Origin of the sequence: Pseudogracilibacillus sp. SO10305, assembly GCF_037072005.1 — a bacterium.
Taxonomy (GTDB): Bacteria; Bacillota; Bacilli; order Bacillales; family Amphibacillaceae; genus Pseudogracilibacillus; species Pseudogracilibacillus intestinigallinarum.
In genome coordinates this window covers 34,657-55,031 of sequence record NZ_JAXHDE010000013.1, presented here as the reverse complement: position 1 = coordinate 55,031, position 20,375 = coordinate 34,657, and the positions used below count along the sequence as shown (strand labels likewise).

Genomic DNA, 20,375 nt, shown 5'->3' with positions numbered 1-20,375 from the left:
AAATTCACGTTCTGTTCATCTTCATCCCTAATAATAAAAGTTGTACGAAAAAGGGAAAGGATGAATAAGATGTTACATTTTTTTAGAAAGATAAGTCATTTTTCTAGTAGTAAGCGAGGAGCGAAAATTGTATTATCGATTTGGCTTCTTGCTGTTATTATATTAAGTGTCACGCTTCCATCAGCGAAAGATTATGAAGGAAGTAGTGGAGAAGGTAGTACAACAGAAAATACACCTTCAGAAATTGCAGAGGAAACATTAAAGGAACAGTTTCCATCGAAAGAAGGATTGCCAGCCTTACTTGTCTTTCATGATGAAAAAGGGATCTCATCTGAAACAAAGGAAAAAATAACCGAATTAAGTGAATGGCTCATGTCAGAGGAAAAACCTGAAGAAATTATTAGTTCCTTACCATATCACCAATTTTCGGATGATATACAGAAGCAAATGTATTCAGAAGATGAATCAACTTTGCTATTTAACGTTACATTAGAAGAAGGGCTAGAGTCGGGAGAAGCAAACGATGTATTAAATACATTAAGAGAAAAAGTATCATCGTTAGGTCTCACGGATATAGAGTTTGAAATTACTGGTCCTGCTGGAATTGCAGCAGATACAACAGCATTATTTAAAAATGCTGACTTCGTTTTAATGATTGCAACGGTCGTGCTCATTTTCATTATCTTAATTGTCATTTATCGTTCTCCATTACTAGCGATTACACCACTTCTCATTGCGGGAATTGTCTATGGAGTCGTTGATCGTATTATTGGATTTGCCGGAGCAAAGGAATTGTTTTCTATTGATAGCCAAGCAGTTTCTATTATGCTCGTATTGTTATTTGCTGTCTTAACTGACTATAGTTTATTCATTTTTTCTAGATATAGAGAAGCATTAAGTAAACATGAATCAAAATATACGTCCATGCAAGAAGCGATTTATCATGTTTCTGAACCGATTTTCTTTAGTGGTGGAACTGTATTTTTAGCTATGATGACACTTTTTGCAACGGTTTTTAAACCGTACAACCATTTTGCACCAGTATTTTCTATTGCGGTCATCGTTATTTTAATTGCCGGTTTAACATTAATTCCAAGTATATTCGCATTAATGGGGAGAAGAGCGTTTTGGCCATTCATCCCAAAAGTACAAGAAAATAAAACGAAGAAAAGTCGCTTATGGACAAAAGTAAGTGAAATAGTAAAAAAACGTCCTACAATGTTAGCATCCATCTTACTCATTATCTTTTTAATTGGTGCAGCTAATTTTACAACGATAAACTTTTCATTTAATTTATTGAAATCTTTTCCGGATGATATGTCATCCCGTAACGGTTTTGAACTATTAGAAGAAAATTATCCAGTTGGGGAACTCGCTCCAACAACTATCATTTTTGAAACAAAGGACGAAATCGTAGTAAATGATACATTTAAAAAAGAAATGAAAAATATTATCGAGCGAATAAATGAATTAGATGGAATAGAAGCTGTATCACCAGAACGAGAGGCTCTCGGTGATGAACTACCAAATGATTTCATCGCAGAGTCGAATAAGGCAGTAAAATTACAGGTCATATTAAAGGATCATCCGTATGAGAGGGAAGCCTTAACGACAATCAAAGATATCCGAAATGTTGAAGAGGATATTATAGCTCATACTGATTTTGACAAAATGCATATTGCCGGGCAAACCGCAGCACAGCTTGATGTAAAAGAGATGAACGACCGAGATACCATTGTTTTATTTGCGGCAGTAACTATTTTACTCATTATCGTGCTTGCATTCCAAACAAAATCGATTATTCTTCCATTTCTAATGATGGGAACTATTTTATTATCTTATTTTGCATCGATGGGCTTTAGTTGGTGGATTTTCCAATATATATTTAATTTAGATGCCATTAGTTATAGATTACCTGTATATACATTTATTTTTATGGTTGCATTAGGAATTGACTATAATATAATGCTCGTATCGAGAATTCGTGAAGAAGCAGAAAAATATCCTTGGAAAGAGGCGGTTGCAAGGGGAGTACAATTAACAGGTGGGGTCATCTCATCTGCAGGTATTATTTTAGCAGCAACATTCTCTGTCTTAATGACACAACCATTACAAGAGTTATTTTTATTCGGCTTTACGATGGGAATAGGAATTTTACTAGATACCTTTATTATTCGTGGTATATTTATGCCATCGTTATTAATTTTATTGTTTCAAAAAAATAAATAGCAAGGTGAGATAGGAATCATCCTATCACCAAAAATAGCTCTGTATCATCTATGTTAGGAAGATACAGAGCTATATATTTTTTTATTTAATTACTTCTACTCCACCCATATATGGACGTAATACTTCTGGAACTACGACCGATCCGTCAGCTTTTTGGTAATTTTCAATAATTGCTGTTATCGTACGACCTACTGCTAAACCAGATCCATTTAATGTATGCACATATTCTAATTTTCCTTCACTATTACGGAAACGAATGCCTGCACGACGAGCTTGAAATGATTCAAAGTTTGAGCAAGAAGAAATTTCACGATATGTATTTTGAGCCGGAACCCAAACTTCAATATCATATTTCTTTGCTGCGGTAAATCCTAAATCACCTGTACACATACTCATCACACGATAAGGTAATCCTAATAATTGTAATACTTTTTCAGCTTGTCCAGTTAATTCTTCCAATGCTTCATAAGAATCCTCTGGTTTAACAAACTGTACTAATTCTACTTTATTGAACTGATGCTGACGAATTAAACCACGTGTATCGCGCCCGGCAGAACCAGCTTCAGAACGGAAACATGCACTATATGCAACATATTTTGTTGGTAAATGTTCCTCTACTAAAATTTCATCACGATGAAAATTTGTTACAGGTACTTCAGCAGTAGGAATTAGGAAATAATCTTCTTCTTCAATTAAAAATGCATCTTCTTCAAATTTAGGTAATTGACCTGTTCCCGTCATACTCGTACGGTTTACTAAATATGGCGGTAACATTTCCTCATATCCATGTTCATCCGCATGTAAATCCATCATAAAGCTAATTAATGCACGTTCTAGTCGAGCACCTAATCCTTTATAAAATACGAAGCGACTTCCAGCAACTTTTGCCGCACGTTCAAAATCAACAATTCCTAAGTTTGTTCCAATATCCCAATGTGCTTGCGGATCAAATGCAAATGAAGGGATTTCTCCCCAAGTGCGAATCATCACATTATCTTCTTCATCTTCACCGACCGGTACAGAATCATGTGGAATATTTGGAATAGCCAACATAATAGCTTGTAGTTTTTCCTCTATTTCGTTTAATTCTGTATCAAGTGCTTTAATATCTTTTCCAACTTGTTGCATTTCTTCAATAACTGCTGATGCATCTTGTTTTTCACGTTTCATCGTAGAAATTTGTTTAGATACTTCATTTCTTTTTGCTTTTAATTGCTCTACCTCTGCAATGATTTCACGACGTCGGCGATCCAACTCACCAAAATGTGTTAGTTCAGATAAGTCTTCGCCACGTTTTTCTAACTTTTGTACAATTTCATCAAAGTTTTGACGTAAAAACCTTATATCTAACATACAATTTCCTCCTTTTATCCATAAAAAACTCCCATCCCTAATAAGAATAGGGACGAGAGTATTTTTTCCCGCGTTGCCACCCAAGTTGAAGATAAATCCTTTATCTTCCAGCTTAAATGGATAACGGCCAAGTACCGAACTTATTCTTCATAAGTCTGTTTAAGGATGGATTCATAGCTATTTTTCATCGATTTACACCAACCATCGACTCTCTAAAGAAAACATCACTATTACTATTTCCTATCATTACATTTATATATTATCTATAGGTTACCGTTTCAAACGGTAAAAATCAAGTGCGAATTATTCGCTACGATCTGCCATACGATCGAAACCAGTTAATGTACTCATTTCAATACCTTTCATGGCAGTCCCTAAATCTTTTGATAACTCCGCGATTAATTTATAATCTGTATAGTTTGCTGTCGCTTGAACAATAGCACGAGCAAATTTTTCAGGGTTTTCTGATTTGAAAATTCCTGAACCAACAAAAACTCCGTCAGCGCCTAATTCCATCATTAATGCTGCGTCTGCCGGTGTTGCTACACCACCTGCAGCATAATTGATTACTGGTAAACGACCTTTGTCACGAATTTCCATTAAAACATCATATGGTGCTTGATTGTCACGTGCAAATACCATTACTTCATCTGCACTCATCGATACTAAACGTTGAATATCTGCATTTACTTGACGTAAATGACGAACTGCTTCGACAATATTTCCAGTACCAGGTTCTCCCTTTGTACGTAACATTTGCGCACCTTCACCAATTCGACGAGCCGCTTCACCGATATTACGACATCCACAAACAAATGGAACAGAGAAATCTGATTTTTTAATATGAAATACTTCATCTGCTGGTGTTAATACTTCACTTTCATCGATACAATCAACACCCATTGATTCTAATACTCGTGCTTCCACAATATGCCCGATACGGCCTTTTGCCATTACTGGAATAGAAACAGCATTCATAACTTCTTCTGTAATAGTTGGATCTGCCATTCTAGCAACTCCGCCTTCTTTACGAATATCAGAAGGTACTCTTTCTAATGCCATTACTGCAACAGCACCTGCCGCTTCAGCAATTTTTGCTTGTTCTTCGTTTACGACGTCCATAATTACGCCGCCTTGTTTAAAATTAATCACTTCGTTATCCCCCTAGTTAGAATAAATCTGTTATTTTTGTAAAGAGACTTGCAAAAAATGAGCCAATACCACTCATTAATAAACTAAACCAATTTTTCTTTTCTACATCTTCTGTTGCAACGATATCTACTGTAAATGTTTTATCTTCGGTAATATATCCAGGATCATTTTCACCTTCATATATTAATTTCGCTACTCCAACTTTATCGCCTTTTTTAATTGGTGCTTCTAATTGTCCATCTTTGTTCAATAATGATTCATCTATTTCATAGGAAACGTTATATTCTCCTTCAGTTCCTTTTTGAATTGGAGCAGAGATTTTTTCAGCTATTTCAATGCCGACTTTATCTGCTTTTCCTTTCGAAACATCTAATGTTTTTTCTGTTTCTAATTGATGTCCAGCAGGGAATAACTCTACTTCACCAAATTCTTTGAAACCAAAATCTAATAATCTAGCTGTTTCTTTAAATCTTTCTTCTACGCTTTTCGTTCTCATTACAACTGTAATTAAACGTTGTCCATCTTTTTCAGCGGTAGAAGTAAATGCATATCCAGCTAAATCTGTATGACCTGTTTTTAAACCATCTACACCTTCATAATAGAATTGCTTTAAGTTTTGTGAATCGTGTGGCAACATCCAGTTATAATTTGTAATTTCTAATCCGTCGAATGTCGTATTCGTTACACTCGTCGTTTCTAATACTTCAGGATAATCAGATACTAAATGGTAAGCTAATAATGCAGCAGACTTCGCTGATAAAAGGTTTGTGTCATCTGCTTTCGTTCCTTCTGGATGTTTTCCATCTAATAATTTATTATCTAGCCCATTTGAGTTAACGAATTTAAAATCAGTTAAACCTAATTTTTCACCTGTTTCATTCATCAGTTCAACAAATTTACCTTCTGTTCCACTAATTAATTCAGCTAATGCAATCGATGTCGCATTATCCGAATAAATTGCCATTGCTTCGTATAATTCTTTTACTGTGTAATCCTTATCTTGGGTTAAACCAACACCAGAGAAGTTATTATTAGCGGAAATTTCGTATGCATAATCACTAATCTGTGTTTTATCATCCCATTTAAGATCTCCTGAGTTAATCTTGTCCAACACGATATACTCAGTCATCATTTTTGTCATACTTGCTGGAGGTAATGCTTCATTTTCATTTTTGGCATACAATATTTTACCTGTTTCCACATCTACAATAATTGCAGACTCTGCTTTTGTTTTCATACTTTTTGCCTCTATCGAATTTGGTGCAACAATAGATAATATCATTGCAAATACGATGAGAGAAAATAATACGGTTCTTTTATACATCTTACTCACTACTTTACCTCCATCACCTATCTACATTAATTAATTGAATAGTTTGGTGCTTCCTTCGTAATTTGGACCTCATGTGGATGGCTTTCTCTTAACCCAGCATTTGTGATACGGATAAACTGTGATTCTTCTCGTAATGCTTGTAAATCTTTTGATCCGCAATATCCCATACCAGCACGTAAACCACCAACTAGTTGATCCATCGTATCTGCTAAAGATCCTTTATAAGCAACTCGTCCTTCGATACCTTCTGGAACAAGTTTTTTCACATCGTTTTCTGCTTGGAAGTAACGGTCCTTTGATCCAGCTTTCATCGAAGCTAATGATCCCATACCACGGTAAACTTTATATTGTCTTCCTTGGTAAATTTCCATTTCTCCCGGGCTTTCAGAAACTCCAGCAAACATACTACCTAACATTACTGCACCTGCACCTGCTGCGATTGCTTTTACAATGTCTCCTGAATATTTAATTCCACCATCTGCGATTACAGGCACACCATGTTTTTTCGCTTCCATCGCACAGTCATGTACAGCTGTAATTTGTGGTACTCCAATTCCAGCAATTACACGTGTCGTACAAATCGAACCAGGTCCAATACCAACTTTTACAATATTTGCTCCTGCTTCAATTAAGTCTTTCGTTGCTTCTGCTGTTGCAACATTACCAGCAACAATATTTAAATCTGGGTAAGTTTCGCGCACTTTACGAACTTGGTCAAGCACACCTTGAGAGTGCCCATGTGCTGTGTCGATTACAATAACATCAACATGTGCTTCTACTAATTTCTCCACACGAGTCATCGTATCAGTTGTGACACCTACAGCTGCTCCAACAATTAAGCGACCATGTTCATCTTTAGCAGAATGAGGATACTCTGCTACTTTTTCAATATCTTTAATCGTTATTAATCCTCGTAAAACGTTATTATCATCTACGAGAGGTAATTTTTCGATTTTATGTTTTTGTAAGATTTTTTGTGCTTCATCAAGTGTTGTACCTACTGAGCTTGTAATTAAATCTTCGCTCGTCATGACATCTTTAATAACAATTGAATAGTCTTCAATAAAGCGTAAATCACGGTTCGTTAAAATACCGACTAATTTTTGCTCTTCGACGTTATTAACGATAGGTACGCCAGAAATTTTATATTTTCCCATTAAATGTTCTGCATCATAAACTTGATGTTCAGGTGTTAAAAAGAATGGGTTTGTTATCACACCACTTTCAGATCGCTTTACACGATCTACTTGTTCCGCTTGTTCTTCAATCGACATGTTTTTATGAATGACACCAAATCCACCTTGACGTGCCATCGAAACTGCCATATCTGCCTCTGTTACTGTATCCATTCCTGCACTAATTAACGGTGATTTTAATTTTAAAGTAGGGGATAACTCAACAGATATATCTACTTCTCTCGGTAATACTTCCGATTTTGCTGGAACTAATAAAACATCATCAAAGGTTAAACCTTCCTTTGCAAATTTACCCATTATTAAATTTCCTCCTCTAGTTGTTGCTTTTGCTTGAATTGTTAATTAAAATCATAACTCATTTTTTCATAAAGATAAAGAAGATACTGTCTATTTTTCGTTAAGTTTTCATGACGAAATAAAAATAGTATTTTTCATTTCCTTATCTTTCCATAAAAGAAAAAGAACTACATTAAAATTAGCTCTTTTTCTTTTCAAAAATTTTATTCAACCATATTATTCTGTTTGATCATCTGATGATTCATCTGTTGCTTCTGAAGTTTCCGGTGTTTCTAAAGCTTCTAGACTTTCTTCATCCTCGATTTCTTCTTCATCAATTTTGGCAACAGTTGCTACTTCTTCACCGTCTTGAACACGGATGAGGCGAACACCTTGTGTATTACGACCTGTTACAGGGATGCCTTCTACAGGAATACGAATTAAGACACCATCAACCGTCATAACCATTAAATCTTCATCTCCGTGGACAATTTTCACTTTTACAACATGGCCAGTATCTTCTGTTAAGCGACAAACATAATATCCTTTTCCGCCACGATTCGTTTTACGGTATTCAGATTCGATTGTTCGTTTACCAATCCCTTTACTTGTCACATGTAATATATAACCGTCTTTTTCAACGATTTCCATGGAAACAACTTCATCATCCCCACGTAAGGAAATCCCTCTAACACCTGCGGCAACTCTTCCCATCGAACGGACAACATTTTCATCGAAACGAATAATATAACCGTTTTTCGTTGCGATAATGACATCTCTTGTTCCATCTGTCGAACGTACCGATATTAATTCATCTTCATCTTTTAAAGTGATAGCAATTAATCCACCACGACGAATATTTGCGAAGTTTTGTAATGGGACACGTTTTGAAATACCTGTTTGTGTCGTAAAGAATAAATATCCTTCTTCTTCAAAGTCTTTTACTGTAATGACTGTATTTATATATTCATCTTGTTCGATTTGTAATAAGTTAATAATCGGAATTCCTTTTGCTGTTCTATTGAACTCAGGAATTTCGTATCCTTTTAGACGGTATACTTTCCCTTTATTCGTAAAGAATAGAACCGTATCATGTGTAGATGTTGTAACTAAATGTTCGACAAAGTCATCATCATTCGTTCCCATTCCTTGTACACCACGTCCACCACGATTTTGTGTACGATATGTCGAAGTAGGGAGACGTTTAATATAGTTTTTATGTGTTAATGTAATAATAATATTTTCTTCAGGAATTAAGTCTTCATCTTCAAAGAAATCTGCGCCACCGACTGTTATTTCAGTACGGCGATCATCATTAAATTTCTCTTTAATTTCCATTAATTCTTCACGGATTATTTCTAACACTTTTTCTTCATCCGCTAAAATTGCTTTTAATTCTTCGATTAACTTTAAGATTTCCGCATATTCTTCTTCGATTTTTTCACGTTCTAAACCTGTTAAACGTTGTAATCGCATATCTAAAATTGCTTGTGCTTGTTTTTCGGATAACTTAAATCGTTCGATTAATCCTGTACGTGCAATATCCGCTGTTTTTGAATTACGAATGAGTGTAATCACTTCGTCTAAATGATCTAACGCAATTCGTAATCCTTCTAAAATATGTGCACGTGCTTCTGCTTTTTTCAAATCGAATTGTGTACGACGTGTAATAATGTTCATTTGATGTTCTAAATAATGCTCTAAACATTCTTTGATCGTCAATACTTTCGGTGTACCATTTACAAGTGCTAACATATTGATTCCGAATGTTGTTTGTAGGGCCGTATATTTATATAAATTATTTAAAATAACATTCGCATTTACATCTCGACGTAAACGAATAACAATTCTCATCCCATTTCGGTCTGATTCATCATTTAATTCCGTAATACCGTCGATTTTTTTATCACGAACAAGTTCTGCAATTTTTTCGATTAATTTTGCCTTGTTTACTTGATATGGAAGTTCTGTCACGATTAATGTTGTCGTTCCATTTTTATTTTCTTCTACATCAATTTTGGCACGTAACGTAATCGAGCCGCGGCCAGTTTCATATGCTCGACGAATACCGCTTCTTCCCATAATAATTCCTGCAGTAGGGAAGTCTGGACCAGGAATATGTTCTTCCATCAATTCATCGATTGTAAGATCAGGATTTTTACTTAATGCTAAAACTGCATCGATCGTTTCTCCTAAATTATGTGGTGGAATATTCGTCGCCATTCCTACCGCAATACCAGATGAACCATTTACTAATAAATTTGGAAAACGTGCAGGTAAAAACACTGGTTCTCTTTCAGATCCATCATAGTTATCTTGATAATCAATCGTATCCTTTTGAATATCTCGTAATAATTCCATCGCTAGTTTAGACATTCTTGCCTCTGTATAACGCATTGCCGCCGCAGAGTCACCATCTACAGATCCAAAGTTCCCATGTCCATCGACTAATAAATAACGATGACTAAAATCTTGTGCCATACGTACCATTGCTTCATAGATAGAGAAGTCACCATGTGGGTGATATTTCCCCATAACGTCCCCAACGATACGTGCAGATTTTTTATATGCTTTATCTGCATGCATTCCAGATTCATTCATCGCATATAAAATACGACGGTGAACCGGCTTTAATCCATCACGAACATCTGGAAGGGCACGTGAGACAATAACACTCATCGCATAATCCAAAAAGGATGTTCGCATTTCTTCGCTTATATTAATTTGTTCAATATTTGATTGTTGTGATTCCACTTCATCAAAACCTCCTACATGCATTCAAAATCCCGTTCAAGTTCTGAAACATATGTGATTAAGTTGCTAGTTAGAAATAATGTTCATGAACCATGTATTTCCTTTACAACATTTCAGACAATAATTACATTTCATCAAATTAAATATCTAAGTTCGCATACTGTGCATTTTCTTCAATGAAATCTCGACGTGGTTCTACTTTATCACCCATTAAAACATTAAAAATTTCATCTGCGTCAATTGCATCTTTTAATTTCACTTGCAACAGTGTACGTGATTCAGGATCCATCGTTGTTTCCCATAATTGATCTGCATTCATTTCCCCTAAACCTTTATAACGTTGAATGGCCGGCTTCGGTGTTGCAGGTAAGCTCGCTAATTTTTCTTCTAATTGACGGTCACTATATACATAGTTTAGCGATTTTCCTTGTTTAATTTGATATAAAGGAGGTTGTGCAATATAAACATAACCATGTTCTACTAACGGTCTCATATAACGATAGAAGAATGTTAATAATAATGTTCGAATATGTGCACCATCGACGTCAGCATCCGTCATAATAATAACTTTATGATAACGTGCTTTCGTAATATCAAACTCTTCTCCAATCCCAGTACCTAATGCAGTAATCATCATACGTACTTCATTATTGGATAAAATACGATCTAAACGTGCCTTTTCAACGTTTAAAATTTTACCTCGTAACGGTAAAATTGCCTGGAAGTGTCGATCACGGCCAGATTTTGCAGATCCACCTGCCGAGTCCCCCTCCACGATAAACAGTTCACTAATTTCGGCATCTTTAGAAGAACAGTCCGCTAATTTACCAGGTAAGTTTGAAATTTCCAAAGCACTTTTACGACGTGTTAATTCACGTGCTTTTCTTGCCGCTAAACGTGCGCGTGAAGCCATCATTCCTTTTTCTACGATAATTTTTCCAATCGATGGATTTTCAAAAAGAAATTTAGAAAATGCTTCACTGAATACAGCATCTGTTACAGTACGAGCATCATTATTTCCTAATTTCGTCTTCGTTTGACCTTCGAATTGTGGGTCTGTATGTTTGACCGAAACGATAGCTGTCATTCCTTCACGAACATCTTCCCCACTTAAATTTTCATCATCATCTTTAAACAATTTACTTTTACGAGCATAATCATTAATAACACGTGTTAAGGCAGTTCTAAATCCAGCCTCATGTGTACCACCTTCATGTGTATGAATATTGTTCGCAAAAGAAAATAAATTCGTATTATAGCCATCATTATACTGAAGCGCTACTTCTACAGAAATATCATTTTGTTCTCCTTCAGCATAAATCGGTTCATGTAATACTTCCTTCGTACGATTCATAAATTCAACGTACGATCTAATTCCACCTTCATAATAAAATGATTCGCGTTCATTTTTCGTATCTTCACGTTTATCCTCTAGTGTAATCGTAATTCCACGATTTAAGAAAGCTAATTCACGTAAACGATTTTTCAATACCGCATAATCATATTCTGTCGTATCAGTGAAAATTTCCGGGTCCGGTTTAAATTTTATCGTTGTTCCTGTATGGTCCGTCTCACCAATCGTCTCAATTCGCCCAATTGCTTCTCCACGTTCAAAACGCAGGAAGTGAATTTTTCCATCACGGTGTACATACACTTCTAAAAATGTCGATAAAGCATTTACTACCGCCGCACCAACTCCGTGTAATCCACCAGATACTTTATATCCGCCACCACCAAACTTACCTCCAGCATGTAATACCGTTAAAATAAGCTCTACAGCGGGTTTTCCTGAATCTTCATGAATATCTACTGGAATTCCACGTCCATCATCTTGGACTGTTATACTATTATCTTTTTCGATAATGACATCAATCTGGTCACAATATCCAGCTAATGCCTCATCAATACTGTTATCTGTAATTTCCCATACAAGATGGTGTAATCCTTTTTCATTCGTTGAACCAATATACATACTCGGACGTTTTCTTACTGCCTCTAGTCCTTCTAATACTTGTATTTGGTCTGCATCATATGATTGTTCATTGATTAAATTTTCTTCCAAAAAAATCACCTACATTTCATAGTTAAAAATAAAGCTTATTAAAATGTTTCATATATCTCATCACGATTTTTTAATGTAATCGTTGAAAAAGGACTATAATAAATTGCATCCATCGTAATTATTATTGCCTTTGCATCCGTTTCTGAACCATAAACTTTTTCGAGCTGCACATGTTTATCAATTACTTCATTCAATCGCCTGGAAGATTCCGTTAATTCATAATCTAAAATTGCGATTATTCGATTGGACTCTACAACTAGTTCATTCCCAATATAAATAAACATCGTATCATCATTCCTTTACATTCGTTAAAGGGGTTAATGTTCCTTGTTCAATCTCATAAATGGAAGCCTTTTTTAATGTATCATGAAAAATTCCATCGACAGTCGTTGTAGAAACGAATGTTTGCACTTTACCTTGGATCGTACTTAATAAGTGTGACTGCCTAAAATCATCTAATTCACTTAACACATCATCCAATAATAAAATTGGATATTCGCCCATATGTTCATAAATTAAATCTATTTCTGCTAACTTTAAAGATAATGCGGTCGTTCGTTGTTGACCCTGAGAACCGAATAATTTCACATCTTTTTCATTGATAGAAAACATCAAATCATCGCGATGTGGACCGACGAGCGTTGTACCACGCCGAATTTCATTTTTCATTACTTTTTCAAATGCATCTCGGCATTTATTTTCTATCGTTTCCTCATCATCATCTTCCAATACTTCTACAGAAGAAATATAAGAGATTTCTAACTCTTCTAGTTCACGACTAATTTGATAATGAATCGGGATGGCCCATTTTCGTAAACTTTGTAAAAAGTGAAATCTTTTCTTTAAAATAATCGCTGCATGTGAAATTAATTGCTCCGTTAAAATAGATAAAAATGTCGTATCAGGATCGCGTTCCATTTGTAACTGTTTTAGCATATGGTTCCGTTGTTTTAATATGCGCTGATATTGCCCTAAATGATAAATATATACAGGTTCAATTTGACCTAATTCCATATCAATAAAGCGCCTGCGCACTTGAGGGGACCCTTTTACTAAAGATAAATCTTCTGGTGCGAACATGACGACATTTAAATTACCAATATATTCACTTAATCGTTCTTGTTCTAATCGATTTACTTTTGCTTTTTTACCATCTTTATGAAAAATTAATTCAAGTGGAATTTGTTGGGCATTATTTTTTTCAATCGTTCCAGTTATTTTGGCAAATTCTTCATTCCAAAAAATTAATTCCTTATCATTCGTCGTTCTATATGATTTTGTAAAAGCTAATATATAAATCGATTCTAATAAATTCGTTTTTCCTTGGGCATTTTCGCCAATGATGACATTGACTTTATTATCGAATGTTACGTCTAATGAGCTATAATTTCGATAATTTTTCAATTGTAATTGTTTTATAAACATACGTATTCCTCATTTATTGTACTGTAGTAGATTTTACGATAAATGTTTCTCCACTAATTAAACGAATGATATCACCGTCATATAGTTTTTTTCCGCGACGAAATTCTAGATCGTCATTGACATAAACACCTTCGTTTTGAATATACATTTTAATAAAGCCACCTGACTCAAAAATATTCGTGAATTTGAGTAATTGGCTCAATGTAATAAATGGTGAATCAATTTGAATTTCCTCCATGTATTGAACACGATCCTTTTCTTTAAAAATAGTGTGGGACAATAAAAGGAGTGAAAACAATATTTCCACTTGCATACGAATAAAAAATAGTACGTGTAAAATCATGTTTTCGTTTATTTTTTCCCTCTTAAAAAATGTACAGAGCAAAATGACTCATTTTTTCTTTGTCCTAAGTCTATTTTTATGCTTTATGTTTCTTAAAATGCCTTATAACCTATTTTACTATAGTTTTCATCGTTTTGGTAGGATGGACCATTATTTATTCATTTAAACGCTTAAATGTACGTTAAAATCATTTTAAAGCTATTAAAAAATAAAAATAGAGGTTAAAACGAAATGGAACATTCCATCTGTTTTAACCTCTACATAAAATTAATAAGTTCGAACAGGTAAAATAAGTTGTAAAATCTTTTCTTCTTCTGGTGTACGGATGACGAATGGTCGCATCGGTCCAGTAAATCTAATTTGTACACGATCACTATCAATTGCTTTTAATGAATCTAACATATAGCGTGCACTAAATGAAATTTTAATGGATTCACCTTCGATAGAAATGACATCTAATAATTCTTTTACATTTCCGATTTCGGGAGAATGACCTGAAATCTCAATCATATTATTATCTAAAGTATCTAAACGAATAACATTATTTTGGTCACGGCTTGAAAGTAATGCAGCACGTTCGATCGTATGAATTAAATCTTTTGTAAAAATGTTTAATGTCGTTTGGCTCTCTGTCGGTATTAAGCGGTCTGTTTCTGGATAATTTCCACTTAATAAACGAGATAGGAAGTACGTATTTTCAGTATAGAATAATACTTGATTCTTTAAAATTGCCATATAAACTGTGTCATCGTCATTATCAAAAATTTTGTTTAACTCTTGCAAACTTTTTCCAGGAATTACAATATTGTTTGCTTCAAAGTTTTTATCATCAATTTTAATACCACGTAATGAAAGTCGGTGACTATCTGTTGCTGTAAAAGTTAATTCACCGTCTTCAATTTTTACATGTACACCAGTTAAAATAGGGCGTGTTTCCATTGGAGAAACAGCAAAAACAGTTTGTTTAATTAATGTTTTTATATCTTTTACCTTTAATGCTAAAGGTTCATCATCTTGATTAAATAGTACTCGCGGATATTCCTCACTGCTTTGACCATAAAGGGTGAACACAGCTTTTCCTGATTTTATTATTGTTTTATAGTTTTCCTCTACCGTTATATCCACTATATCTTCAGGTAATTTACGAATGATATCTGGGAAATGAGGAACAGGTAATACGATAGATCCTTCTGAAATATTTGTAATAATTTCTTCCCCATCATCTGTTGCTGGAATATGAGATTGGATCGTAATATCTGAATTGCTTCCTGTTAAAATAATTTTCTCTGTTGTGACATCTATTTTCATTCCTGACAAAATGGGAATAACTGTTCTAGATGAAATAGCATTTGATACTGCCTGGATACTATTGAGTAAATATTTTTTCTGTATTTTAAAGTTCATGTTGTCCTCCTTTAATTATATATATTATTAATAATAAAGTAATAATAGTAATAGGGCCTGTGAATTTGTGGATAACGATTAAAATCATAGAAGCAATTGGAAAGTTAGCATGTTATTAACATGTGCATAACTTTTGTAAAAATAATTACTTATGCACATGCTAAAATTATGCAATTTTTATATTTTATTTTTCAATTCTTCCATGTATGTTTTTACCTCTAATTGTAATTCGCTATCTGTTTCTAAAGATTCATCAATTTTTTTGTGGGCGTGAATGACTGTCGTATGATCTCTTCCACCGAACTCTTGTCCAATTTTTGGTAAAGATAAGTCTGTAAGTTCACGACTCATATACATCGCAATTTGTCTTGGATAAGCAATTGATTTCGTACGTTTTTTCGATAAAATTTCATCGACTGTAATATTGTATTTATCTGCAATTAGTTCCTGAATTAATTTGACAGTAATTTTTCTCGGACGAGCATTTGGAATAATATCTTTTAATGCTTCTTGTGCAAGCATGACATCTATTTCACTATTTACTAATGAAGCATATGCAATGACGCGAATAAGTGCACCTTCTAATTCTCGAATGTTCGTATCGATTTGATTTGCGATATAATGCTTTACCTCATTTGATATATCATCTAAACCTTCTGCTTTTGCTTTTTTTGATAAAATTGCTATTCTTGTTTCTAAATCAGGAGGGGATATATCTGTAATTAATCCCCATTCAAAACGAGAACGTAAGCGATCTTCTAATGTTGGAATATCACGCGGCGGTCTATCACTCGAAATAATAATTTGTTTGTTTTCCTCATGTAACGTATTAAACGTATGGAAAAATTCTTCTTGCGTTTGTTCTTTCCCAGCTAAAAATTGAATATCATCGACGAGTAAAATATCGACATTACGATATTTATTACGGAAACTTTCTGCCTTATTGTCCATAATCGCATTAATAAACTCATTCGTAAATTTTTCAGAAGATAAATAAATTACACGACGATCAGGATGATATTCTTTCACATAATGGGCAATAGCATGCATTAAGTGTGTCTTACCTAATCCAACACCACCATAAATGAATAATGGATTATATGACTTTGCAGGTGCTTCAGCTACGGCAAGTGCTGCAGCATGAGCAAATCTATTTGCGGCACCAACGACGAAAGTATCAAATGTATACTTCGGATTTAGCATATGTTTTAAGTCATTATTGTTTACGATTTGCTTTTTTGCTTCTTCAATCGCAATCTCTTCTTTTTCTTCGTCTAGCTCTTCATCTTCAATTAGAAATTTCACTGACAGCTCCACACCAGTTTTTTCTAGCAAAATAGTATTAATGACTTTAGTGTAATGCTGATCAAGCCAAGTTTTTGTAAATTCATTTGGCACGAAAACAGATAATTTATTGCTTACTAATCGATGTACCTTCGTATGACTGAACCAAGTATCGTAACTAGGCTTACTTAATTTTGTCTGCATTTCCTGCAAAATCGAGTTCCATAGTTCCTCAATATTTTCCAAGCATTCCACCTCTTTACTGTAATCAAATTTTAAAGCATAAAAATCCTTTCACTATTCTTGTATTGGAAAATGAGAGAGATAGGAAAGGAATCATATTTATATGTACTATTGGAAATTTTTCAATGTAGAAAATGTAAATTATTTATTCACATGTAGATAATTATTTCACAGTAGAATAAAAATTGTTAACAATCTATCCACAGAACTGGGGATAAGTTTATAAATTTAAAGTTATTCACAACGTAGAGCATAATATACATTATCAAAAAATGTAATAATATGCAAAGATTTTTATGCACTTATCCATATGTTATTCAGAACGTGGATAAAAATTATCAACAAGTGTAAAAATTGTGGTTAACTTGTCGATAATTGTAGAATAACTTTTTGAAAAAAACTATAGCTGTTTTTAATATGTGTATAATTTTAGGGGGACAGAAAAAGATGTTGTGGATAAAAATGATACGAAAATAAGTTTCGAATTTGAAGAAGAAAATTTATTTTTTTAGAAGGTAGAAAATTAGGAAGAGGAAAATGTATGATCCAAAAAATAAAAAGCGAAGGAAAATATAGCAATCATTTTTTCATGGTGAGAAAATGAAGTGCGCTTTTTTATGATGATCGGCACAAAAATTCATCCTGGGTCTGTTTCGGTCAATATTGAAGTAAGGAAAAAGTGCATAGTTCTTCATTCGGACATAAAATAATACGGAAAGAAAGATAAATTTGAATTATTTTTGGATAGTCGAAGGATTTTTTCGGCTAAAGGGCGAAAATAGTAATATAGATTGTTGACTATTGTTTCGTTATTACGTATAATTATCAAGAAAGTTTTAGGATGGAAACAAGTGAGTAAAAATGTAGGTTTTTAAGAAGTATTTCCTAAATTTATATGCTTTACGTTTCTATATTAAGAAACACATTTCCAATTGGAGGAGGTGGAAGAAATGAAAAGAACATTTCAACCAAACAATCGTAAACGTAAGAAAAATCACGGATTCCGTGCACGCATGGCAACTAAAAATGGTCGTAAAGTTTTAGCGCGTCGTCGTAGCAAAGGAAGAAAAGTATTATCGGCATAGGCCACTGAAAGCATATCAGTGGTCTTTTTAAGTTATGTACTTAAAAAAGACGTAAGTTGTACAATATTAGGTGATAGATTTGAAAAAAGCGTATCGCATAAAGAAAAATAATGAGTTTCAACAGATTTTTAAAACAGGAAAATCGTTCGCAAATCGGGAACTTGTTATTTATTATAAGAGGAAAGAAGATCAAGAACATTTCAGAATCGGCATTTCAGTTGGGAAGAAAATAGGAAATGCAGTTACTCGGAATCGTGTAAAACGATGTGTTCGTGAAGCATTTATTCAGCTTGAACCATCTGTAAAAAATGATGTAGACATCATCATCATTGCAAGAAAACCAGTTGTAAATATGGATTGCAGTGATATAAAGCGTAGTATAGAACATTTATTAAGAAAACAACGATTATTTTTGAAATAAATTAATTTTTTATCGTGTTAGGAGGAAGTCGATTGCGTAATAGAAAGTTAATAACTGCTCTATTATTAATTGGAGCTGTTGCATTACTTTCTGGATGTACTCAAATAAATGAGCCAATTACTTCTGAAAGTACAGGATTTTGGAATTCGTACTTCGTATATCCATTATCATGGGTCATTATTAATTTTGCAGAAATGTTTAGTGGAAACTTTGGATTAGCTATTATCGTCGTAACGATCATTATTCGCTTAGTTTTATTACCATTAAATATTAAGCAATTAAAAAGTACACAAGGAATGCAGGCAATTCAACCGGAATTAAAAGAATTACAGAAAAAATATAGTTCTAAGGACCAACAGACACAACAAAAATTACAACAAGAAACGATGGCATTATTCCAGAAACACGGTGTAAATCCACTTGCTGGATGTTTCCCGATTTTAATTCAAATGCCTATTTTAATCGCGATGTACCATGCAATTATGCGTACAGATGAAATTAAGCAGTCAGGAGATTTCTTATGGTTTACATTAAGTTCTCCAGACTATGTATTACCACTAATTGCTGGTGCGGCGACATTTTTACAACAGAAATTAATGATGGCTGGTAACCAAACAGCTGCTGAAAACCCACAAATGAAGGCAATGCTTTATATGATGCCAATTATGATTACAGTGATTGGATTTTTCTTACCATCTGCATTAGCTTTATATTGGGTTGTAGGGAACATCTTTATGGTAGCTCAAACATTACTTATTCGTAAACCGATGAAGAATAAAGAAGCTAGTACTGGGGGCGACAAAAAGTGAGAGAAGTAACTGCTAGTGGTCAAACAGTTGATGAAGCGGTGGAATCAGCTTTAAAGCAGTTAAATATGTCACGAGAAGAAGTCGAAATCGATATAATCGATGAAGGTAAAAAAGGTTTCTTAGGAATATTCGGTTCTTCTCGGGCGGTTGTTAAAGTGAGAGAAGTACAAAATCGTGTAGAAGATGCAAAAAACTATTTAATTAGTATTGCGAAAAACATGGATGTAGACATCGATGTCATCGTAGAAGAAACAGAAAAAGTTGTTACATTTACGTTAGAAGGCGATAAACTTGGCTTACTCATTGGAAAAAGAGGTCGTACATTGAACTCTTTACAATATTTAACACAGCTCGTATTAAATAAAGACGGTCATAAATTTCAATCTGTTATCGTAGATGCAGAAGGATACAGAAAACGTCGAGAAGAAACATTAATGGACTTAGCAAATAAAATGGCAGAAAAATCGATTCAATTAAATAAGAAAATTTCTTTAGAACCGATGCCAGCATATGAACGTAAAATTATTCATAGTGCATTACAAGAAACGAATACAATTACAACATTTTCAGAAGGAAGAGAGCCACATCGTTATATAGTGATCAAACCATCTTAAAATGTTTAAAAGATCCTAGGATAAAATCCAGTGAAATGAAAAAGGTAATTTCAGTAAATTAATGTTTACTGGAATTACCTTTTCTTTATTATTTGTACTATTACAACGCTCCATAAATCTTCTTCGTTTTTCGCAAACCGACCACAACCAACAGAAAAAAATAAGTATGTTCCATTTTCTTTATAGAAACATTTCCATTGAAAAATTTATTAAAAATTGACGTAAATAAAGGGGGATATGTATTTTTTCTTATCCACATGTGCATAACATTTGTTTGAAAGATAAAAAATACACGAAAAGTTCGTAAAGGAGCGTTGTGGATAACTTCCAATTTATCATATTTTATGATATTCTATTATATTAGTGACGATTTTTATCTTCACATAAATAGA

The 20,375-nt window shown here is 33.9% G+C and carries 16 protein-coding genes and 1 other annotated feature; of the genes, 5 read left to right on the top strand and 11 right to left on the bottom strand.

Annotated elements, in window-relative coordinates:
• Positions 1-69 precede the first annotated feature (69 nt).
• Positions 70-2,229, top strand: a complete 2,160-nt coding sequence (locus SPD45_RS10895; protein WP_336267784.1) for an MMPL family transporter — start codon at positions 70-72, stop codon at positions 2,227-2,229.
• A gap of 81 nt (positions 2,230-2,310) precedes the next feature.
• Here SPD45_RS10895 and serS read toward each other — a convergent pair whose 3' ends face one another.
• From serS to dnaA, 11 genes are all read right to left on the bottom strand, one after another.
• On the bottom strand, positions 2,311-3,582 hold the full coding sequence (gene serS, locus SPD45_RS10890) for a serine--tRNA ligase (protein ID WP_336267783.1): 1,272 nt from the start codon (positions 3,580-3,582) through the stop codon (positions 2,311-2,313).
• Positions 3,583-3,627: 45 nt separating this feature from the next.
• Positions 3,628-3,838 (bottom strand) — a binding site (T-box leader).
• 47 nt (positions 3,839-3,885) lie between these two features.
• Complete coding sequence (gene pdxS / locus SPD45_RS10885) at positions 3,886-4,734, bottom strand: pyridoxal 5'-phosphate synthase lyase subunit PdxS (RefSeq protein WP_336267782.1); 849 nt, start codon at positions 4,732-4,734, stop codon at positions 3,886-3,888.
• Positions 4,735-4,750: 16 nt separating this feature from the next.
• Entirely contained in the window at positions 4,751-6,058 is a 1,308-nt protein-coding gene (locus tag SPD45_RS10880; protein WP_336267816.1) for a D-alanyl-D-alanine carboxypeptidase family protein, read from the bottom strand.
• 35 nt (positions 6,059-6,093) lie between these two features.
• Positions 6,094-7,560 carry an IMP dehydrogenase gene (gene guaB, locus SPD45_RS10875; RefSeq protein WP_336267781.1) on the bottom strand — a complete coding sequence of 489 codons (1,467 nt, stop codon included), beginning with the start codon at positions 7,558-7,560 and terminating at the stop codon, positions 6,094-6,096.
• Positions 7,561-7,776: 216 nt separating this feature from the next.
• The gene (gyrA, locus tag SPD45_RS10870) at positions 7,777-10,245 is read right to left on the bottom strand and encodes a DNA gyrase subunit A (protein WP_442962019.1); all 2,469 of its coding nucleotides are present in this window, start codon (positions 10,243-10,245) and stop codon (positions 7,777-7,779) included.
• Positions 10,246-10,432: 187 nt separating this feature from the next.
• On the bottom strand, positions 10,433-12,355 hold the full coding sequence (gene gyrB, locus SPD45_RS10865) for a DNA topoisomerase (ATP-hydrolyzing) subunit B (protein ID WP_336267779.1): 1,923 nt from the start codon (positions 12,353-12,355) through the stop codon (positions 10,433-10,435).
• Between the two features lie 38 nt (positions 12,356-12,393).
• A complete protein-coding gene (gene remB / locus SPD45_RS10860) occupies positions 12,394-12,639 on the bottom strand; it encodes an extracellular matrix regulator RemB (RefSeq protein WP_336267778.1) in 246 nt (81 codons plus the stop codon).
• Positions 12,640-12,646: 7 nt separating this feature from the next.
• Positions 12,647-13,780: a DNA replication/repair protein RecF gene (recF, locus tag SPD45_RS10855; RefSeq protein WP_336267777.1), complete on the bottom strand. Its 1,134-nt coding sequence runs from the start codon at positions 13,778-13,780 to the stop codon at positions 12,647-12,649.
• A 13-nt stretch (positions 13,781-13,793) separates the two neighbouring features.
• Entirely contained in the window at positions 13,794-14,018 is a 225-nt protein-coding gene (locus SPD45_RS10850) for an RNA-binding S4 domain-containing protein (protein WP_336267775.1), read from the bottom strand.
• 372 nt (positions 14,019-14,390) lie between these two features.
• Positions 14,391-15,527: a DNA polymerase III subunit beta gene (gene dnaN, locus SPD45_RS10845; RefSeq protein ID WP_336267774.1), complete on the bottom strand. Its 1,137-nt coding sequence runs from the start codon at positions 15,525-15,527 to the stop codon at positions 14,391-14,393.
• A gap of 177 nt (positions 15,528-15,704) precedes the next feature.
• Entirely contained in the window at positions 15,705-17,057 is a 1,353-nt protein-coding gene (dnaA, locus tag SPD45_RS10840; RefSeq protein ID WP_336267773.1) for a chromosomal replication initiator protein DnaA, read from the bottom strand.
• A 947-nt stretch (positions 17,058-18,004) separates the two neighbouring features.
• Here dnaA and rpmH point away from each other — a divergent pair.
• The 4 genes from rpmH (at position 18,005) to jag (ending at position 19,983) form a co-directional block, all read left to right on the top strand.
• The gene (gene rpmH, locus SPD45_RS10835; protein WP_336267772.1) at positions 18,005-18,139 is read left to right on the top strand and encodes a 50S ribosomal protein L34; all 135 of its coding nucleotides are present in this window, start codon (positions 18,005-18,007) and stop codon (positions 18,137-18,139) included.
• Positions 18,140-18,218: 79 nt separating this feature from the next.
• A complete protein-coding gene (gene rnpA / locus SPD45_RS10830; RefSeq protein WP_336267771.1) occupies positions 18,219-18,560 on the top strand; it encodes a ribonuclease P protein component in 342 nt (113 codons plus the stop codon).
• Positions 18,561-18,592: 32 nt separating this feature from the next.
• Positions 18,593-19,369 (top strand): YidC family membrane integrase SpoIIIJ, encoded by a 777-nt coding sequence (spoIIIJ, locus tag SPD45_RS10825; protein WP_336267770.1) that lies wholly within the window; start codon positions 18,593-18,595, stop codon positions 19,367-19,369.
• Positions 19,366-19,983 carry an RNA-binding cell elongation regulator Jag/EloR gene (gene jag / locus SPD45_RS10820; protein ID WP_336267769.1) on the top strand — a complete coding sequence of 206 codons (618 nt, stop codon included), beginning with the start codon at positions 19,366-19,368 and terminating at the stop codon, positions 19,981-19,983. The genes spoIIIJ and jag overlap by 4 nt, the downstream gene beginning before the upstream one ends.
• The last annotated feature ends 392 nt before the right edge of the window (positions 19,984-20,375 follow it).